General features: G+C 44.2%; 15 protein-coding genes. 4 read left to right on the top strand and 11 right to left on the bottom strand.

Features of this window, described 5'->3' with window-relative positions; translation table 11 throughout:
* Positions 1 to 191: 191 nt before the first annotated feature.
* The 3 genes from J7K40_01035 (at position 192) to J7K40_01025 (ending at position 6,025) form a co-directional block, all read left to right on the top strand.
* Positions 192 to 1,613, top strand: coding sequence for a flotillin (locus tag J7K40_01035; protein MCD6160984.1), 1,422 nt, complete (start codon positions 192 to 194; stop codon positions 1,611 to 1,613).
* A 5-nt stretch (positions 1,614 to 1,618) separates the two neighbouring features.
* Complete coding sequence (locus J7K40_01030; GenBank protein ID MCD6160983.1) at positions 1,619 to 3,985, top strand: aminotransferase class I/II-fold pyridoxal phosphate-dependent enzyme; 2,367 nt, start codon at positions 1,619 to 1,621, stop codon at positions 3,983 to 3,985.
* 258 nt (positions 3,986 to 4,243) lie between these two features.
* A complete protein-coding gene (locus J7K40_01025; protein ID MCD6160982.1) occupies positions 4,244 to 6,025 on the top strand; it encodes a hypothetical protein in 1,782 nt (593 codons plus the stop codon).
* Positions 6,026 to 6,222: 197 nt separating this feature from the next.
* Here J7K40_01025 and J7K40_01020 read toward each other — a convergent pair whose 3' ends face one another.
* Positions 6,223 to 7,413 carry an amidohydrolase gene (locus J7K40_01020; protein ID MCD6160981.1) on the bottom strand — a complete coding sequence of 397 codons (1,191 nt, stop codon included), beginning with the start codon at positions 7,411 to 7,413 and terminating at the stop codon, positions 6,223 to 6,225.
* 329 nt (positions 7,414 to 7,742) lie between these two features.
* On the opposite strand from J7K40_01020, the gene J7K40_01015 reads away from it, so the two are divergent.
* On the top strand, positions 7,743 to 9,326 hold the full coding sequence (locus tag J7K40_01015; protein MCD6160980.1) for a pentapeptide repeat-containing protein: 1,584 nt from the start codon (positions 7,743 to 7,745) through the stop codon (positions 9,324 to 9,326).
* A gap of 247 nt (positions 9,327 to 9,573) precedes the next feature.
* On the opposite strand, the gene J7K40_01010 is transcribed toward J7K40_01015, so the two are convergent.
* Genes J7K40_01010 through J7K40_00965 form a run of 10 tightly spaced genes read right to left on the bottom strand, consistent with a single transcriptional unit; the run spans position 9,574 to position 19,856 of the window.
* Positions 9,574 to 9,720, bottom strand: coding sequence for a hypothetical protein (locus J7K40_01010; GenBank protein MCD6160979.1), 147 nt, complete (start codon positions 9,718 to 9,720; stop codon positions 9,574 to 9,576).
* Positions 9,720 to 12,206: a hydrogenase iron-sulfur subunit gene (locus tag J7K40_01005; GenBank protein MCD6160978.1), complete on the bottom strand. Its 2,487-nt coding sequence runs from the start codon at positions 12,204 to 12,206 to the stop codon at positions 9,720 to 9,722. The genes J7K40_01010 and J7K40_01005 overlap by 1 nt, the downstream gene beginning before the upstream one ends.
* A 59-nt stretch (positions 12,207 to 12,265) precedes the next feature.
* Positions 12,266 to 13,402 (bottom strand): (Fe-S)-binding protein, encoded by a 1,137-nt coding sequence (locus J7K40_01000; protein ID MCD6160977.1) that lies wholly within the window; start codon positions 13,400 to 13,402, stop codon positions 12,266 to 12,268.
* Positions 13,403 to 13,407: 5 nt separating this feature from the next.
* A complete protein-coding gene (locus tag J7K40_00995) occupies positions 13,408 to 13,875 on the bottom strand; it encodes a hydrogenase iron-sulfur subunit (GenBank protein MCD6160976.1) in 468 nt (155 codons plus the stop codon).
* A 3-nt stretch (positions 13,876 to 13,878) separates the two neighbouring features.
* Positions 13,879 to 16,743: a CoB--CoM heterodisulfide reductase iron-sulfur subunit A family protein gene (locus J7K40_00990; protein ID MCD6160975.1), complete on the bottom strand. Its 2,865-nt coding sequence runs from the start codon at positions 16,741 to 16,743 to the stop codon at positions 13,879 to 13,881.
* 15 nt (positions 16,744 to 16,758) lie between these two features.
* On the bottom strand, positions 16,759 to 16,944 hold the full coding sequence (locus tag J7K40_00985) for an FAD-dependent oxidoreductase (protein MCD6160974.1): 186 nt from the start codon (positions 16,942 to 16,944) through the stop codon (positions 16,759 to 16,761).
* Between the two features lie 45 nt (positions 16,945 to 16,989).
* Positions 16,990 to 17,553, bottom strand: coding sequence for a 2-oxoacid:acceptor oxidoreductase family protein (locus tag J7K40_00980; GenBank protein ID MCD6160973.1), 564 nt, complete (start codon positions 17,551 to 17,553; stop codon positions 16,990 to 16,992).
* A complete protein-coding gene (locus tag J7K40_00975; GenBank protein ID MCD6160972.1) occupies positions 17,540 to 18,424 on the bottom strand; it encodes a 2-oxoacid:ferredoxin oxidoreductase subunit beta in 885 nt (294 codons plus the stop codon). Before J7K40_00975 ends, J7K40_00980 begins: the two co-directional genes overlap by 14 nt.
* Positions 18,421 to 19,578: a 2-oxoacid:acceptor oxidoreductase subunit alpha gene (locus J7K40_00970; GenBank protein ID MCD6160971.1), complete on the bottom strand. Its 1,158-nt coding sequence runs from the start codon at positions 19,576 to 19,578 to the stop codon at positions 18,421 to 18,423. Before J7K40_00970 ends, J7K40_00975 begins: the two co-directional genes overlap by 4 nt.
* A complete protein-coding gene (locus J7K40_00965) occupies positions 19,575 to 19,856 on the bottom strand; it encodes a 4Fe-4S binding protein (GenBank protein MCD6160970.1) in 282 nt (93 codons plus the stop codon). The genes J7K40_00970 and J7K40_00965 overlap by 4 nt, the downstream gene beginning before the upstream one ends.
* Between the last annotated feature and the right edge of the window lie 217 nt (positions 19,857 to 20,073).

The following is a 20,073-nucleotide window of genomic DNA, read 5'->3' as shown; positions in this document are numbered from 1 at the left end:
CTTAACATGGATTATATAAGCCCTTTTTGTTTAATTTTTTAAAAGATGTATGGAAAACTATTGCGGAAATGATTTGATTTATATATGTTGACGTGTCGAAATATTGCAGGTTTGAGGTGTTTTAATGTAAGCGTTGCTTGCCTTGCCAAATTGCCTGCTGCTTATATGAAAATGAAAAAAGGAGTTTGAATATGTCTTTAATAGGATGGTTTATTTTCGCCGGCGTAATCATAATATTATTAATTCTATTCTTTATCGCTTTGTCAAAACAATACCGCAAGGTTGGGCCAAACGAGGTTCTAATTATTTCAGGCGGCCGCAAGCGGACTGTAACCGAAGCTGATGGTACTAAGCGCAAAATTGGTTATAGAATGCATGTCGGCGGCGGCACATTTGTTATGCCGATTCTTGAACGAGCGGATATCTTGCCGCTTGAGGTTTTCACGTTAAATATCGAAATTCATGATGGTTTAACCGCTAAAGGCATCGAACTGAATTCCGTAGGTCAGGCACAGGTTAAGGTCAAAAGCGATGAGTATTCTATCAGGATGGCGGCTGAGCAGTTTTTAAGCAAAGGCTTATCCGGCATGAAAGACATCTCCCAGCAAATTCTCGAGGGCAACATGCGCGGTGTGTTGGGTTCGATGACTGTCGAGGAGATATATACAAACCGTGATGAATTCGCCGGTAAAGTTCAAACGCAGGCTGTCAAGGCTTTCGATGCGATGGGCTTAGTAATACTGTCATTCTCCTTAAAAGAAATCAGCGATTCACAGGGATATCTGGAAGCTCTCGGTAAACCATATATCGCCAGAATCAAGGGCGAGGCTGAAATTGCCCAGGCAGAGGCTGATAGGGATGCAACTATAAAATCAGCGGGTGCTCGTAAAGAGGGCGATATCGCCAAATTCAAAGCCGAGACCGAAATTGCTCAAGCCAGCCGCGATTATGAAATGCAGCGGGCGGATTATCAATCCGGCATAAACCAGAAAAGAGCCGTCGCCGATTCAACCTACGACATTGAACGTCTAAAAATGAACCAGCAGTTAAAGAAAGAAGAATACCAGGTTCGCCTGATTGAAAAAGAACAGTCTATTAAACTTGAGGAAAAAGAAATCCTCCGCAAAGAGAAAGAGCTTGAATCGACAGTTAAAAAAGCCGCCGATGCTATGAAATATCAGGTTGAAATCGAGGCGGATGCAACCAGTTATAAACTCGGCTCTGCCGCCAAAGGCAAAGCATTAGCTATCAAACATGAGGGATTGGCTAAAGCCGAGGTAATAAGCGCTCAGGGCGAGGCTGAGGCTGAAGCGATGGCTAAGAAAGCGGAATCGTGGTCTAAATACAATCAAGCGGCTATCTATAAGATGTTCATCGATGTCCTGCCCGATCTTGCCAGAGCAGTTTCCGAGCCGCTTTCCAAAGTAGATAAGATTGTGATGGTTGGCAATGGCGCGGATGGCGCCTCGAAAATCACCGGTCAGGTTACTAATGTATTAGCTCAATTGCCGGATGTAGTCAAAACGCTTTCGGGATTCGACCTCAAAGAGTTGTTGAAAAACCTGCCAAATCAGAAATCCAATAAGTCTGATAATTCCGAAAACGGCGAATAATTACCATGGGACTTTTAGCAGACAGACTTCAACGAATAGGCGAATCAGCCACCTTGCGAATCTCGGCAAAAGCTAAACAGCTTAAAGCCGAGGGAATTGATGTCATTGATCTTTCAATAGGCGAGCCGGATTTTTCTACTCCCGAAAATATCAAGAAAGCCGGCAAGCAGGCTATCGATGACAATTTCACTCATTATACGGCAAATCCCGGTATACCGGAGTTAAAACAGGCGATTATTAAAAAGCTTCATGATGATAACGGACTTGATTATAATCCCAACCAGATAATAGTTTCCACCGGCGCGAAAAACAGCATATTTAATCTATGCACGGCTATCTTGAATAAAGGCGATGAGGTAATCATACCCAGCCCCTACTGGGTCTCATACCCGGCGATTGTCAATCTGGCTAAGGGAGCGCCCGTCTATGTGCATTGCAGTGAGGAAAACGGTTTCTTGCTTCATCCCAAAGATTTCGCCGAGGCTATTACACCCCGAACAAAAGCGCTGTTTCTGAATAATCCCTCCAACCCAACCGGCGCGGCTTATACAAAAGATGAACTTAAGGAAATTATTGATATTGCCGTATCGGAGAATATCATTATTATCGCCGATGAGATATATGAAAAGCTTGTTTATGACGGCTTCAAGTTTTACAGCGCCGCCGCAATTTCGCCGCAAGCTAAAGACATCACCGTTATAATCAACGGCGTATCCAAAGCCTATTCGATGACTGGCTGGCGTCTCGGTTATGCGGCAGGACCAAAGGAAATTATCGCTGGTATGAACATGATACAGGGGCATAATACCTCTAATGCCTGTTCAATCTCGCAAAAAGCGGCGATTGAGGCTTTACTCGGCCCTCAGCTTGATATTGAAAAGATGGTGTACGAATTTCAACGCCGCCGCAACCTGGCATATTCAAGGCTTCTGTCAATACCCGGCATATCATGTCCCAAACCGCGCGGCGCATTTTATCTGTTCGCCAATTTCAGCGCTTACTTTGATAAGGAATATAACGGCAACTCAATCCGCAACTCCTACGGCATGGCATATTACCTGATGAAAAATGCGCATGTAGCGGTTGTGCCCGGCGATGCTTTCGGCATGGAGGGTTTTATACGCCTGTCTTATGCCGATTCTATGGAGCGAATCGATGAGGCATTAACCCGCATCAGCGATGCGTTAGCCGAACTTACGCCATCACGAAAAGCGAAAGGCAAAGCTCTTAACAATACGACAACAAAACAGCGTGATTTTGTCGAGTTGGAATCATCTATTAATCTGGAGATGAGAGAGGCATTGGTTAACGAATCGGAAAACGCTTTTAGCTATGATAACTACTATGAATGGAATGTTAATATAGCCGGCGTGGTATTGCAATTAAGAACCAACAGCCCGCATCTTAACGAATTTTGGGCTGAGAATTTCTATCCGGCTGAACTTGAGGCTGATATTGAACCGCACGGCATAATCTATGCAGTCAAAAATATCCCCGGACGGGAAGCGCGCGCCTACTATAATCCCGAATCGCATACGGGATTCTTCTTCAAGTCTGCTTACTATTCACAGCTTCGCAGCTTGGCTTTGGGCATCGTGTCTGATATTTCTGAAAAGCTTTATAATACATTGGCGGTTCATGCCGCCTGTTTCGATATTGACGGCAGAGGCGCTTTGATGTTTTTCCCGCCGGCTTCCGGCAAATCGACTCATGTAGCCGGACTCTTAAAGCAGGGCAAGGCTAAGATTGTCAGCGATGATATCGCGTTTATCCGTCTCAGCGGTCCGGCGGTTATGGCCGATAGTATCGAGCGAAAATTCTATATGCCTGCCGATTTTGTCGAACGCTATCCAGCCGCCCGAACATTATTTGAAAGAAGCAAGTGCGAGAACGTGGTTACCTTAAAAGAGCAGTGCGAAAACACTGAATGCCTTTATGATGATTCATGCGTGCTTGATAAGGGCGAACCGTATTGCTTCATAGCCTCATCCGATTCTAAAGTAATGCTCGACCCATACTGGCTTGGGGGTCAGGATAAGCATACAAAACGCACGCAGGTAAAAACGGTGCTTATTTTCAAACGGGATAATTTCGGGCAGATAACAGAGCAGGTTGCTCCCGACAGGGCGCTTCAGGTTCTCGAGGAGGGTCGCCCGCCTGCCGATGCTGTTTCCGAGCATAGCCATCCGTTTTATAATCCATACATGCTTGTTAAAACCACCGATAGAATCGAACAGCAAAAGCGTTTCTATACCCGGATGCTGAGCAAATGCGATTGTTATCTTATTAACACAGGCGCGGGAAGCCCCAAGGAAGTTCAAAAGGCATTGCTTAACATAGTTACCGGACAAGGCAGGGAAGTTCTCAGGTAACAGCAGACAGAAACAAACTACAATAAAATTGTAGGCAGATTTATTAAAGAATAATATCTTATGTTTTGGTATGCTATATATAATACCGCGCATAGAGCGTATTGCAATACGCTCCTACGCGTTCCTGCATATCAGGATGTTCGCTTTAGGCATACGCTACTGCCAATGCTGTCCTGACGCTTACAGGTTTTCAAAATTTATTTATCAAATAGTCATTTTCTCCTTGAAATTATTACTATTTATCCGATAATATTAAATATGAAAAAGATTGCGCTTATCGGATTACTGGCAATTACACTTCTATTTGCCTATTGTTCGGATAATTCAACCGAACCCGCGGACATCGATCCTATCTCAATAACCTCGCCCGAAAATGGCGATACCATCTCGGGAACCATAGATATTACCGCCGCCGCCGGGTCGGGCTATTCATTCGACCGGGTCGATTTTTATATCAATGGCGATTCGGTCGGCACAGATGCCGCCTCTCCATATATTTACGAATGGAATACAATCATATACACCGACACTTCACAGCATGATTTAACGGTTATTGCTTACGACGGCGACGATTCATATATCTCCGATACGGTAACAGTAACAACAATTCCGCCGATACCAATTATGATAACTTCGCCGGTGGATAATGCCAATATTTACGGCTTGGTGAAAATCCTGACCGAAGTGGGCGAGGGTTATACTTTTAGCCGGGTTGATTTTTATATCGACGGCGATTCGGTCTATTCTGATACAACCTCTCTCTACGAATACACATGGAACACCGACAGCTATGATGACAGCACATATTATTCATTGCATGTTAAGGCATACGAAACGGATACTACTAAGACTCATTTATCCGCCACGGTAACCGTGAGGATACTCAGGCCTCTGCCTATAACGATTACAGCACCTGTTAATAATTCCACTGTCTCGGGTTCGGTAAATATTACCGCGCAGGCTGGCAGCGGCTATACATTCACCAGAGTCGATTTTTATGTCGATGGCGATTCGGTCGGCACGGATGCTTCATCCCCATATACTTATTCATGGGATACGTCTATTTACAGCGACGGCTCAAGCCATCAGCTTTATGTAATCGGCTATACGGGCACAACGAATTACACATCGCCGGTTGTGAATGTAACTGTGCAGAGCGGCCAGACAGGTGAATTCGTTCTGTTATCAACAATACCTATTACCAGCGGCGCTAAGAGGGTGGCAGCGGAGGGAAGCCATCTCTATATCGCCGCCGGAACCGGGGGGATGTACGCCTATGATGTTTCCAGCCCGAGTTCGCCTCAGCAGATATATATGTACAATTCGCCCGGGGACGCTAAAGGCATCGATACCGATTCGCCATACCTCGTGCTTGCCGATGGCGATAACGGCGTACAGCTTTTCAGCATCGCCGACCCTGATACAGTTGTTGCGGGCGGTACGTATAATACCTCCGGGACAAGCTGGAATGTCAAGATTGTCGGCAGTAATGTTTATATCGCCGATGGCAATGCGCTGGAGATTCTCACGATTTCGGGCAATACTCTAAGTCATGCCGGCAGATTGACTATCGGCGAAGGCACGGTTCAGGATATCGATGTGGTTGGTTCAATTGCTTATGTTTTGGATGTGAATGGTCTTTCGGTGGTCAATGTTTCCAATCCCGGTTCGCCGAGCAGATACAGCCACTACACAGGATTTACCGGCCAGTGCATTGCGGTTTATGCAATGTCGGGTTATGTATTTGCAGCCACAAATGATGAGATAGTTGTATTGTCAACCAGCAGTCCGTCAAACCTGACAGAGGTTGCCAGCTACTCGACTCAATCGGGCGCTAACGGAGTTTATGTCGCAAATCAAATTGTATATGCCGCAAAAGGCGGTTCCAATGGCGGCGCGCTGGCTTTAGATTTTTCCAGCGGCAGTTCGCTTACTTACATAGACCAATACACAATCAGTCAAATATGCAATGATATCACTGTTAGCGGCGGGTATGTATTTTTAGCCAGCTTGGACAAAGTTGATATTTTAGGGTTTTAGACAACATATACACCTTTTCATCAAATTTATAAATAGCATTAGCTAAGCGCGTAGGGGCGTATTGCATACGCCGTTCTGTATGCGTCAGGATGGAAGTCCGCCCCAAGCGGACGACATCCTGACGCTTGGCGTAAAATCACACACTACCCTCAGGATGTCGTCCGGCAGTTGTGGGTTTCCATCTTTAGAGACAAAAATCATTTTCTCCGCTCAAAATATTCCCATACGGCTCCTGCCAGTATTGATGCCGCCATCGGGATTGCTTTCTCATCAAGCTTGAATGCCGGGTGATGCCAGGGTTTGTCGGCGCCTATGCTTTTATTGCGTATGCCGAGAAGGAACATCGAACCGGGAACCTTCTCCAAATAGCAGGCGAAATCCTCGGCGCCAAGGCCGGGACGTTCCTTAATCATAACAGCTTTTTTGCCATGCATGCTGTGAGCGGCTTTCACTATAACATCATTTATTTCAGGGCTGTTGTAAAGGGTTGGATAACCCGGGCGATAATCAAGTTCATATTTTGCCCCGTAAGACTTGCAGACACCATCGGCAATCTTTTTAATCATCCCCGGAAGCTTTTTAGCCAGCTTCATATCAAGCATCCTAACTGTGCCGTACAAGGCAACGCTGTCGGCGATAGTGTTGCGCACAGTGCCGCCCTTGATTTTACCGATTGTAACGATTACCGGATCGAGCGGGTTGACTCCGCGCGAGGAGATAGTCTGCAGAGCGGTTACCAAATGCGATGCCGCAACTACCGCATCGACAGTTTCCTGCGGACGGGCGGCATGCCCCGAACGACCATGTACTATCAGGTCGAAATCATCCACATGCGCCATCAGCGGGCCATCCTTAACGCCTATCTTGCCAATCGGTATGGTAGGGTCAACATGCAAACCGAATATCGCGGAGACTTTAGGGTTTCTCAAAGCGCCGGCTTTAATCATCGGGCGCGCGCCGCCGGGCGGCTCTTCCTCGGAGGGCTGATACAAAAATTTCACCGACCCGGCTAATTCCGATTTAATCTCCGCAAGAATCTTTGCCGCACCCCAGACAATAGCCATGTGCGCATCATGGCCGCAGGCATGCATACAGCCCTTGTTTCGCGACATGAAAAAATAACCGGTCTTTTCCTCAATCGGCAAAGCATCCATATCGGAACGGATAGCCGCACAGGGTGTAAGTTTCTTGCCCCTTAGTGTGGCGGTTAGCGATGTTCGCCAGAGGTTAGTATTGACTTTAAGGCCAAGCTTTCTAAGCTGAGCAGTCATCGATTTCTTAGTCTCGAATTCCATCAAGGCTGTTTCCGGTATCTGGTGAAGGTGCCGGCGAAGGTGTATCATATTGGATGAATATTTCTCGCTAAGCTTTTTTATTTTATCATACATAGTCATAGCTCCTTTGGGCTGATTACAATTTGTTTTCATTGTTATACATATTGTATTTGATTTATATCAAACTCGAAGAAAGGGCAATAGAAAAAGTAAGGCAAGAGTATTTATGAGAGTTAATTTCATGCGTCGTCAGTCCGCCGCGGCGGATTTCCTGACGACATCGGCAGCCTCATAACAGAAGGCAGGAAAGGGTTCCTGCCTTCGCGATAAAGGATTCCTGCTTTCGCGATAAAAGTAAATCCTTCCGTAACCTTATATTGACACACACAAGTTAATGCCCATATAATGCTTTTAAGAATTAGTGTAATAATGGAAGCTAAACGATGGCTGATAAAATCTGTGCTTATGATGGTTGTAACGAACCGGTAAACAGCCCGCATGATAATGAGTATTGTGTTTTCCATGCGCCTAAGGATAAGAAGGGGATTACGGGCGAGGAGTTTAATAAGCTGATTTTTAAGAAGCTTGATAGGAAGGATTATAATTTTCGGGGATATGTTTTTCCGATAGCTAGTAATTTTGGTAATAGAAGATTTGAAGAAAGTGCTGACTTTGCATGTTGTGAATTTAATGGTGATGTAAACTTTGCATATGCTATATTTGAAGATTCCGTAGATTTTACAAATTTAGCCTTCAAAGGAAAAGCTCTTTTTACAAGTAGTAAATTTCATGACATAGTAAGTTTTAGTAATGTTAAGTTCGAAGATTTAGCAGATTTTGAAAATTCAGTATTTAAAAATTATGCTTATTTTCAAAAATGCAAATTTAAGAATAAAGCAATATTTGATAAAGCAATATTTGAAAATATAGCGACTTTTGAGGAAGCCAATTTTGAAAATAATGCCTCCTTTGTGTTAACACAATTTAATAATCATACAGTTTTCCACGATATTAAAATCTATAGAGAAATGGAATTTCGTTACATATATATTGGAGATAAATGTGGATTTGATTTTCACAATCCCAAGTTTTTATCTAATAATATTTTAATAAATTTTGACAATGTGCGCTTTAATCCTTTTGCATCATATTTTGGAAATATTAAATTTGATATTAAAGATAAACCATTTTTTATCTTCCGTTACTGCCAGCTAAAGGATGTATTCTTCACTAATAACGATATGTCGTTATTTTCATTCTATAAAAGTTCCTATGATGAAGCTCGATTAATATCATGTAAATGGGGTAAGACAAATGACCGAATTTTAATATTTCCATATAAGAGAAAAAACATCATTCCAGAAGAAAGCTTGCTAAAAGAATTAGCTAAAAACATTACCGATGAACATCAAGCTGCTCAATTTAGAGATAAATATCATATAAATGACTTGAAAAACTATAAAGACATTTCCCCACTCTACCGCCAGATGAAAACCGCCTTAGATAACTCTAAAGACTACCAGCAAGCCGGATTATTTTATTTTAACGAGCTTGAGATGAAAAGACGAGCTTTAGAAGATGATATAGAAAACAGTAAACCAAAGCGAAAAATATTTCAACGGCAGCCCGCAAAATGGTTTTATCAGCAGTTCAGGAAAATATTCAGTAAATACATCTTTTACTATTTATACAAAGTATTTACCGGTTATGGCGAGAAGCCCTTATGGAGTTCAATTTGGTTTGTGGTTTATATTGCAGTATTCACGATACTAAATTTTTGTATCGGAATTAAAATTGGCACAAAACAAGAAGATGAAATAATTAAATATTCTGATGCTACAATTTGGGACTCCTTGATCTTTACATTATATCGCATCATACCGACAAATTATTTGCCTTTCAAATATACCTTTGATGTACCTCATAATTTTTGGGGCTTGCTTATTCCATTTTTGAATACAGCGGTTCTTATAATAATGTTTGCCTTTATAGTAATTGGATTAAAGCGTCATTTCCGGCGGTTTTAAGCAGTTTAAAACTTCGAGACATTCCACTATAAATATTTAACCCGGGTTTTGCAGTTGGTTTTTTAGCAATAAACTTTACTTTATATATATTAGCGCGTAGGGACGTCCGCCTAAGACGGATACGCCCTCTTTTTCTGTTGTAATAAATTTTAGCTGCATAACCTGTGTTGAATAAGAAAAAGGGCAGCCAATGAATGGCCGCCCTAACTGTCAGCATCAATATTTTAATAAATTTAGCCAAATACCGCTATTTCTTTTTGGGCATAGGCAAACGTCGAACGCTGTTGGAACGACACTTGGGACAGGATCGTTCCTTGATATTATTCATATCGAACATGCCGGGATATTGATGCCCGCAGCTTAAACATTTATAAAGCACTTCTCTTGCCGCCATCAGGAACTCACCTCCGCAGTATTTGATTTTTTCATTTTTGCTTCGGCTTTAGCTTTCTCTTTCTTTTCCTCTTCTTCAAGCACTTTCATTGTCTGTTTGATTTCCTCAACGGTTACGGTCTTGAGTTTTTCCTCCATCTGACGCATGACCTTAGCGAATTTCTGACCCTCAGCGGCTGATATCCACTCAAGTTGAAGCCTTTCATCCCGGATGCCAAGTTTATCCATCTTGCTCCATAATTTATCCATTCGCTTTTGTGTCCATTGAACGGCGCTTATATAATGACAGTCGGTGAAATGACAGCCGGATACGAGCACCATAGGCGCGCCCAGCTTGAAAGCATGCATCACGAATTTCTCATCGACACGCCCCGAGCACATGGTCCTAATCAAGCGGCTCGAGGTTGGGAATTGAAGTCTTGATGTACCAGCCATATCGCCCCCAGCATAACTACACCAGTTGCAGGCAAACACGATAAGTTGTTCAAAAGGTCTTTCAGCTAAAATCCCTTCAATCTGCGCTATAATCTGCTCATCGCGGAAATGACGCATATAGATTGCGTCCTGCGGGCATTCAGCCGCGCAAGCGCCGCAACCGGCACAAGCCGCCTGAATAATCGTTGGCAGTTTTTTAGTCTTTTTATCGGATGACAAGATAGCGTTATAGGGACAAACTTTTGCACACAAGCCGCAGTAATTACATTTATCGGGATCAACCATCGAAGTAATTGACTCAATCTTGGTTTTACCGGCATTCAGCAAAATACTGGCTCTTGCCGCCGCTGCACCCGATTGAGTTACGCTGTCTTTGACATCTTTCGGCGACTCGATACAACCGGCTAAGAATACGCCCTTTGTAGGAGCATCAACAGGCTTTAGCTTGGGATGCGATTCCATTATGAAACCATCCGATGTAGTAGATAGGGTAAGAAGATGCTGGAGCTTATCGTTATCCTTGCGCGGTATTACGCCCTGAGATAAAACTAGCATCTGGAGTTCATGTTTTTCGAGTTTGCTGGTGGTAGTATTCTCAACAGTTAGAACCAGGTTTTTCGTTTCGGGGTCCTCAGCAACATCACCGGGAATGCCTCTGATATATTTAACACCCTCTTCCTTACTGCGCATATACAGGTCTTCAAAACCTTTACCGAAAGCTCTAATATCCATATAAAAAACTTTAATATCAACGCCGGGATAATGGTCGCACAGCAGAAGCGTATCCTTTACCGTATTCATACAACAAATATTACTACAGTAAGGATTGCCGCGGCCATCCCGCGAACGTGAACCGACACACTGGATAAAGCCGATACTCTTAGGCGCTTTCATGTCTGTCGGGCGAACGAAATGACCCTCAGTCGGCCCGCCGGCGCAAATCAAGCGCTCAAATTCCATACTTGTGATTACATTCTGATGACGAGTATAGCCGTATTCATCATAATCAGTAGGGTCATAAACATCCATACCGGTAGCGGCGATAATCACGCCGACCTCGATATTTACCAGCTTGTCTTCATCATCATAATCGATGCACTTTTTCTCGCAAACATCTTGGCACTTGCCGCACGCAATCGGGTTGTTGCCAAGGCAGTTATCCATATCAAGAACATACGATGACGGCACCGCCTGCGGAAACGGCAGATAGATTGCCTTGCGCGTTGAAAATCCCTGTTGGTACGCATCCGGGATAGCCACCGGACAAACCTTGGCGCACTCGCCGCATGAGGTGCACTCCGTAGGGTCAACATAGCGGGCTTTTTTGCGAATCGTCGCATGGAAATTTCCGACAAAACCGGTAACCGATTCAACCTCGCTATAGCTCATTAACTCGACATTCGGATGTCGACCGACATCCATCATCTTGGGGCCGAGTATTCATATTGAGCAGTCCATCGTCGGATAAGTTTTATCAAGCGCCGCCATTATTCCGCCGATGGTAGCCTCTCTTTCCACCAGATATACTTTATGGCCGCCATCAGCTAAATCTAACGCCGCCTGAATGCCGGCAATGCCGCCGCCGATAACTAATGCGGCTTTGGTAACCGGCACCTCAGATTCAGTTTGTTCCTCGAGGAAACGCGCTCTGGCTACGCCGCTTCTGATAAGGTCTTTGGCTTTCTGGGTCGCCTTATCCTTCTCTTTCTGGTGAACCCAGCTTACATGCTCGCGAATATTAACCATCTCGAACAGGTATGGATTCAAACCGGCATCTGCAACACACTGTCTGAAAGTAGGCTCGTGGATTTTTGGAGTGCAGGAAGCAATCACAACACGGTTGAGGTTGTGTTCCGCAATCGCCTTTTTAATTTCATTTTGACCGGGGTCGGCACAAGTATATTTGTTTTGAACTACCGCTACTACATCATCGAGAGTTTTTGCATATTCGCTAACAGCGGTACAATCCACAGTGCCGGCGATATTAAGCCCGCACTCGCAAACAAACACACCTATCCGCAAGTCCTCGGGTTTATTTAACTCATTTGCCATACATTAACTCCCGGCTTGCCTGATGCTGTCATTTTATTATCAATCATCATTATTTTAGTTCAACCCTCAAGAACTGAAGCTATAATATTTACAAAATCAGTTATTTTAATATTTACTTTCTGAGACTCATCGCCGCTCTCAGAACATCTAAAATGTATCTGGCATTTTGGGCAGGCTGTTACAACGGTTTCTGCGCCGGCGTTTTTAGCCTCGGTTAATCGGCTTTTCTGAATCTGTTTTGAGACTGCATCGCAATTAGTCCAATTGGTTGTGCCGCAACATATTGCGCCGCGCCTATTGTGCTGCATTTCGTTTATCTCAAGACCGGGAATAGCCTTAAGCGATTCCCGCGGTTGGTCATAAATCCCCATGTATCTACCCAAACGGCAGGGATCCTGGAATGATACTTTTGTATCAATATTCTTGAACTTCAGCTTATCGATATTCTCAAAAACCACTTCGGTAATATGCTTAACCTGCAGATTTCCGCCCAGCCTTTCCGAATATAGTTTTTTCAGGACGAGAGCGCATTCAGGGCATGATGTGATGATAGTTTTTGCGCCTGTTGCCTTAATCAGCTCAAGGTTTATTCTGCCCAGCTCATCGAATTGCTCAAGCTGACCCAGCCAGTAAAGATCATGCCCGCAGCAGCGTTCGTTATCCATTACTACCGGCTCAATCCCCAATTTGTTAAGGATGCTGACAGTGTCCTGAGCTATTGAAATCGGTGTGAAATCGAAATCCTTGGCGAAAAAATCCTGATAATAGGGCAAACACCCAACAAAGTATAGAACATCGCCTTTCTTTTTCACTTTAAGCTTATTGTTAATCCAGCTGTTTCTGTTCTGTTTTAGCTTAGGGGCAGTCGCCATTTCCATAAGATGAAGCAGAGCGCCGCTGTGTGATGGACTGCCGGTTTTACCCTGCTTGGATGCCTCGGCGCGAATATCACGCATGTAGTCAGAATATTTGACATCGACAGGACACCGCTGAGTACATAGCTGGCAGGTTAGGCATGACCATAGAAGTTTGTCGGATATTAAATCTGCTGCATTATAGAAAACACCATCAGCCAACATCCGGCGAGGCGAAAAACTTTTATTATAAATAGCTATTGGACATACGGCAGTACATTTGCCGCATTCCAAACAGAGGAACGCTCGGTTCTGCTTAAGTTTTTCAACAGTTGTTTCCATAGATGCTAATTCTCATATTTTGGTTTATAGTTAAAAGGACTGGGACCCAATTTTGTAATTTGTTCGACAAACTCATCGATAACCTGTCCCCATCGCGGACCCTCAGCGGCGGAAACCCATTCGAGACGGATGCGTTCTTCCTCCAACCCGAGAGTTTTTACTAACGCTTTAGTCTTTTCAAATTGATCTACTGCTTTGTAATTGCCGAATATATAATGGCAATCGCCAAAGTGGCAGCCGGATACAAGCACGCCGTCGGCGCCCATCTTTAAAGCCTTAAGCACAAACCCGGAAGTAACCCGACCTGAACACATAGTCCTAATGACTCTGAAATTCGGTGAATACTGAATCCTGCTTACGCCGGCATTATCGGCTCCGGCATAACTGCACCAGTTGCAGGCAAAAACTACTAAATTCGGGACAAATACTTTTATATTTGATTTTTTCTTTTTACCGGTTGCTTTTGTTGCCATATCCTATTCCTTGCCTGCTAATAATACATCCATCATGGCGTTAATCTGGTCATCAGTGAAATGAAGCGAGGTAATAGCGCCAGTCGGACACCAGCTTGTGCAAGTGCCGCAGCCTTTGCATAATGCCTGATTTATTTCCGCCGCCATATAACCGGAATCGGTCATAACCAGCGCCGGCGCATGATAATCGCAGATATCCACACACAAACCGCAAGCGCGGCATAATGCCTGATTTACCGTGCTGGTAGTTGGTTCAAGCTCTACGGTATCGCGGGCGATAAACCGAGCCGCTTTAGCAGCAGCAGCCGAACCCTGCGCTATCGAATCTGAAATATCTTTCGGACCGCTGACACATCCGGCTAAGAACACACCCTCACTGGTAGTTTCAACCGGACCAAGTTTAGCATTGCTCTCCATGAAAAAGCCGTCTGCTCCAATCGAAACTTTTAGAATGTCATGAAGCTTGCCTGTTGATTCTTTGTTGGGAACCATGCCGCAAGCCAACGTTACTAAATCAACCGGCACTTCAAGGATACGGTTCAGTGCCAATTCGAGTATTTTTACGCTATCAGCATTCTTATCTTTCCCTGTAACTTCGGGAAGTCTCTCAGGAGTATAACGAATGAACTTAACGCCCAAAGAACGAGCATGACGATATTGTTCCTCGGCTTTGGCGCCAACCGTACGCATATCGCGGTGAAGCACGACTACATTTATACTTGCCTCTCGCAAACGAATAGCCTGTTTAATAGTGGTAGGACAGCAGTATCTCGAACAGTAAGCGTTCTTTTCCGGGTCGCGTGAGCCGATGCATTGTATAAAGACAACGGTTTCAGGCGTCTTGCCATTAATTATAATTTTCCCCCTTGAATCATTAAGAATATTTTCAAGCTCCTGATTGGTAATGACATTATCATATTTATCATAACCATACTCTGTTTCGGGCTTATAAACATCCGAACCGGTTGCCATAACAATGGTTCCTGTTTTGAAATTGCCGTTAGTAGTCGCAACATCAAAATTACCGATATAGCCGGTTATAGAGGTAATTTCGGTGGAAACCATCACCTCAACCCGGCTGGCTTGAAGTCTTTCCACCATCGTTCGGGCAAGCTCAACTGCATTTAGATTGGCTGGATATACTTTGGTCAAATTGTTTAACCGTCCACCCAACCGTCCTTCTTTTTCGATAAGCGTAACCCTGAAGGCCTGCGCATCGAGATCCAAAGCGGCGCGCATACCGGCAACACCGCCGCCGATTACCAGCACGCTTTGATTGATTGGAATAGAGCTTTTATAAAGCGGCTGAAGGTAACGCGCTTTAGCGACGCCCATTTTTATTAAATCTTTTGCTTTCAACGTAGCCATTTCCGGAACGCTTGCATGAACCCAAGAACATTGGTCGCGAATATTAACCATCTCCAGCAAATAGGGATTAAGACCGATAAGTTCACAATTCTCGCGGAATATCGGTTCATGCGTGCGAGGAGTGCAGGCCGCTATAACCACCCGGTTAAGCTTATATTCAACGATTTTTTCCTGTATCAAACGCTGGCCTTCATCAGAGCACATAAAAACATTTTTCTCGACATGCACAACATCAGGGATTTTTTCAGCTTCCTCCTGAAGCGACGGAATATCAATAACGCCAGCGATATTTATCCCGCAATGGCACAGAAATACGCCAATTCTCAGTGGTCCTGAGATATCAAGCTCTTTAATCTCGCGGGGCTTTTCCTCAATGCGAAGCTTCGAGGCGAATCTTTCAGCCTCAGCCGCCGCGCCAGAACCCTGAGAAACCGAATCGGATATATCATTTATACCAGCCGCACAGCCACAAACAAAAATACCTTCTTTAACTGTATGAAGCGGCGATCCATACTTAGTGTCGATATTGAAAAAATTGTTCTCATCAAGCTCGACGCCAAGAATCTCAGCCAAGCCTTTATTAGACTCGGAAGCCATAGCCCCAGTCGATAGAACAGCCATATCGACCCTAACATGGTTAATCTCGCCGGTTTCGCCATTTTCTACAAATACGATAATATCTTTAGTCTCCGAATCTTCTACTATCTTAGATGGTCTGCCCCGAACATAATTCAATTCGGGAATATCCAAAGAACGCTGGTAAAATTCCTCAAACCCTTTACCCGCGGCTCTAATATCAATGAAGAAAACCGTTAGCTCTTCGATATCCGGTTCATGCTGCTTAACCAGCATGCAGTCTTTAATAGCATTCATACAGCAGAAACGGGAGCAATACTGACAACCGGCTTCCTTGCCCTCGCCGCGAGAGCCGACACATTGAATAAAGGCGATTTTCTTGGGCGATTTTTTATCGGATGGCCTGACAAAATGACCCTGAGTAGGTCCGGAGGAGTTTAACACTCTTTCCATTTCCATATTGGTCATCACGTTCTCATAACGGCCATAACCATAACTTGGAATAGCAGAAGCATCGTAAACATCAAAGCCGGTAGCAACAACAACAGAGCCGATTTCAATTTCAATCTCCTCGCCAGTGTCATCATAGTTTACAGCATTGCGGTCGCAGACATCCTGACAGTTTGAGCAAACCAAGAAATCATTGTTGAGGCAGTTTTGTCTGTCGATTATATATGTATTGGGAACTGCCTGCGGAAATGGCGAATATATAGCCTTGCGAGCTCCCATACCAACCTCGAACTCATTGGGAACCGCAACAGGACAACTATCGGTGCAGACACCGCAACCGGTGCAAAGGTTCTCATCTATATATCGGGGATGTTTTTTCACAACTGCCCTGAAATTACCCGCATTACCGCTAAATTTCACAAGTTCGGAATTAGTGAAAACCTCAATGTTGGGATGCCGACCGGCATCCATCATGCGAGGTCCGAGTATTCATATAGAGCAATCCATGGTGGGGAAAGTTTTATCGAGTTGAGCCATTCGCCCTCCTAATGAAGGTGATTTTTCAACCAAATAAACTTTAATGCGGGATGACGCCAAATCGAGAGCGGCTTGAATCCCGGTTATACCTCCACCAATTACTAAAACCCCTTTTTCTCTATTATTTTTCTGGGGCATAGCGTTATCCTTATGCTGAAAACTCATAGTTGATTATCCCACAAATTATGCTTTAACCTTATTTTGTTTTTTTAACTTTGCGCCGAAGTCAAATCCTTTATCGAAAGCCTTTAGATTTAATTCCTCTGTGCCCGAAGGGACGGAGCTTTCAACAGCTTTGCGTAAAGCATCTTTCGGAATTATTTCGTTAATAGCGCCAAAAAAACCAAGCATAACTATATTCAGGACTATTTTGCGGCCGAGTTCCTCTGCAAAACGAGTAGCCGGAACTCCGAAAGTATTAATGTTTGAATGATTACTATCAGCTTGTACAAGGTCGCTATCATATAGAATAATCCCATTTTTCGTAACAGTATCTTTATACTTGTTGTAGCCCTCATTAGACATTGCAACCATTATATAAGGATTGGCAACATATGGATACAGCACTCGGTCGTCAGAGACAATAACTTGAGCGCTGCAAGCGCTGCCGCGCGCTTCCGGGCCAAAGCTCTGGGTAAGAGTAGCATGTTGATTGTTAAAAATAGAGGCCGCTTTACCAATGATATAACCGGTAAGAATAACTCCCTGCCCGCCAAGACCGGTTATTCTAAGCTCAGTCGTTGCCATTTGCGCCTCCATAGGGTTTATACTTATCGCCGTATCTCTTCTTTAGAGCTATGTTCATGCTTTCTATATAAGTAGGCTTGTCTTTATCAACAAACTTGCCTACAATTATTTTCGATTGGAAATCGATGTCAACTTCATTCAAATCCGCGCCATGCTTGATAATGCTGTTTTCATGATAGAATTTCATCAGATCCAGACCAGTGCCAAGTTTATTAAGACGAGCATACAGAGTCGAACAGGGAGCAATCACTTCAATAAACGAAAACCCCGGTTTGAGTAAAGCCTCTTTAAGCGAATTCGTCAGACGCCGTATATGCAAAGCAGTCCATCGGGCAACATATACCGCCCCGGATGACCCCGCTAATAACGGCAGGTTAAACGGGTGTTCATAGTTGCCATGGGGCGATGTGGAAGTAATAGCCGTTTCCGGCGTAGTAGGCGCCACCTGCCCGCCTGTCATGGCATAAATGAAATTATTAACGCAGACTACCGTAATATCCAGATTTCGACGGGCTGAATGAATCAGATGATTGCCGCCGATAGAGGATAGATCGCCATCTCCGGAAAATACAATAACTTTCATATCGGGTCTGGCAATGCTTAATCCGGCCGCAAAAGGAAGCGCTCTACCGTGGGTCGTATGAAAAGAATCAAGCTTTAAATAGCCGGCAACACGACCGGTACAGCCTATGCCGGAAACAACGGCAACTTTATTCAAATCCAATTCCGCTTTCCCGAGGGCGGATGCCAAAGCGGTTACTGTTGTGCCAAGCCCACAGGTAGGACACCAGATATGCGGGATGCGGTCCATCCGGAGAATATTTTCCAGCGGATGTTTTTCTGTTTCAGGAGGAGTTGTTCTTGTTGTCATTTAACCGCCTCCTTTATAGTTTTATATATATCATCAGGATTATGAACAGTTCCTCCGGCATGACCTATAAGATGACACTGGCAATTACCAGCAGCGCAGCGTTCCATATCGAGAAATACCTGACCATAATTTAATTCAACCATTATCAGGGATTTAACCTTTTTAGCCAGCTCTCTAATTCGCTTTTCGGGAAATGGCCAGACGGTAACCATCCTGATTTGCCCTATTTTAATGCCATCCTTCTTAGCTTTCGCTATAGCCGGTTGAACTACCCGCGAGGAGATGCCATAGGATATCATCACAATATCGGCTCCCTCGACATCACTTTCCTCAAGCCAGATAATATCGTCAAGATTGTTTTTTACTTTATCAATAAGATGTCGAACATTATGCTCCTGCGTTTCCGCATCGATTACCGGGTAACCTCTATAATCATGAGTCAATCCGGTAACATGGAATTTGTAGCCCTTGCCAATCGGCAGCATTGGGGATATTATATCAGGGTTAGCATCATAAGGCCAAGCCTCGCCAGGCTTTTTGTCGGTGTATATTCGTTCAACCAGTTCAATTTCCTCAGCAGGCGGTATAACTACTTTTTCAGTCATATGGCCGACGCATTCATCGGTCATGACCAATACCGGCATGCGATATTTTTCTGATAGATTGAAAGCACGAATGGTCAGTTCAAATGATTCCTGGGGAGAATCGGGCGCTAAGGCAATCACCTCATAATCGCCATGCGAACCCCAGCGCGCCTGCATCATATCAGCCTGACCGGGCAGAGTTGGCAATCCGGTTGAGGGACCACCGCGTTGGACATTTACTAAAACACAGGGAGTTTCCAGCATCATGCCCAAACCAAAATTTTCCATCATTAACGAAAAACCCGGTCCCGAAGTACAAGTCATTGACTTTACTCCGCCCCAGGATGCTCCCAAAATTGCGTTCATGCTTGCCAGCTCATCCTCCATCTGAATGAAAACACCGTCAACAAGCGGAATTCGTCGAGAAAATCTCTCGGCGATTTCAGTTGAAGGAGTAATTGGATAACCGGCAAAAAACTTGCATCCGGCGGCAACAGCTCCCTCGGCAGAGGCGTGATTACCATCAAGATAATGAGCGCCTGTTAATACATCTTTAGGATTAGCCTTCAACTGGCCACCTCCTTTTCATCGTCCTCGACACGCAAACAAAAAATTGCAAAATCCGGACAGAGCATCTCACATAAATCACAGTTAACACACTTATCCGGCTTAATAACTTCAGGAGGGTGATAACCCTTGGCATTAAACTCCTCAGAAAGCTGTAATACGCCATTGGGGCAGTATTCAACACAAAAACCACAACCCTTACAGCGATCTTTGATTATATGGAGCTCACCCCGTGGAATTTTTAGCTTGTCTATATCTAATGGGGTTCTCCAGTATTTCATACAAGTCTCCATGTTTAACTTGTTATTAATATTTTCAAATATCTAATTACAAAACCACACCTGTAATAAAGCGCAGCAACACTTTACATAAATGCTCCCTCAGAACGATACTTGTCGCTCATAAAATAATTATTATGTTGTTAAAGTAGCATCCATCTCATTTAATTCAGATTCTGAATATCTTTCAAATATCCGTCCTCCGAATTCAATTCCAGCA

It is taken from the genome of Candidatus Zixiibacteriota bacterium (assembly GCA_021159005.1).
In the GTDB taxonomy this organism is placed as follows: Bacteria; Zixibacteria; MSB-5A5; order UBA10806; family 4484-95; genus JAGGSN01.
This window is presented reverse-complemented; position numbering and strand designations above follow the sequence as displayed.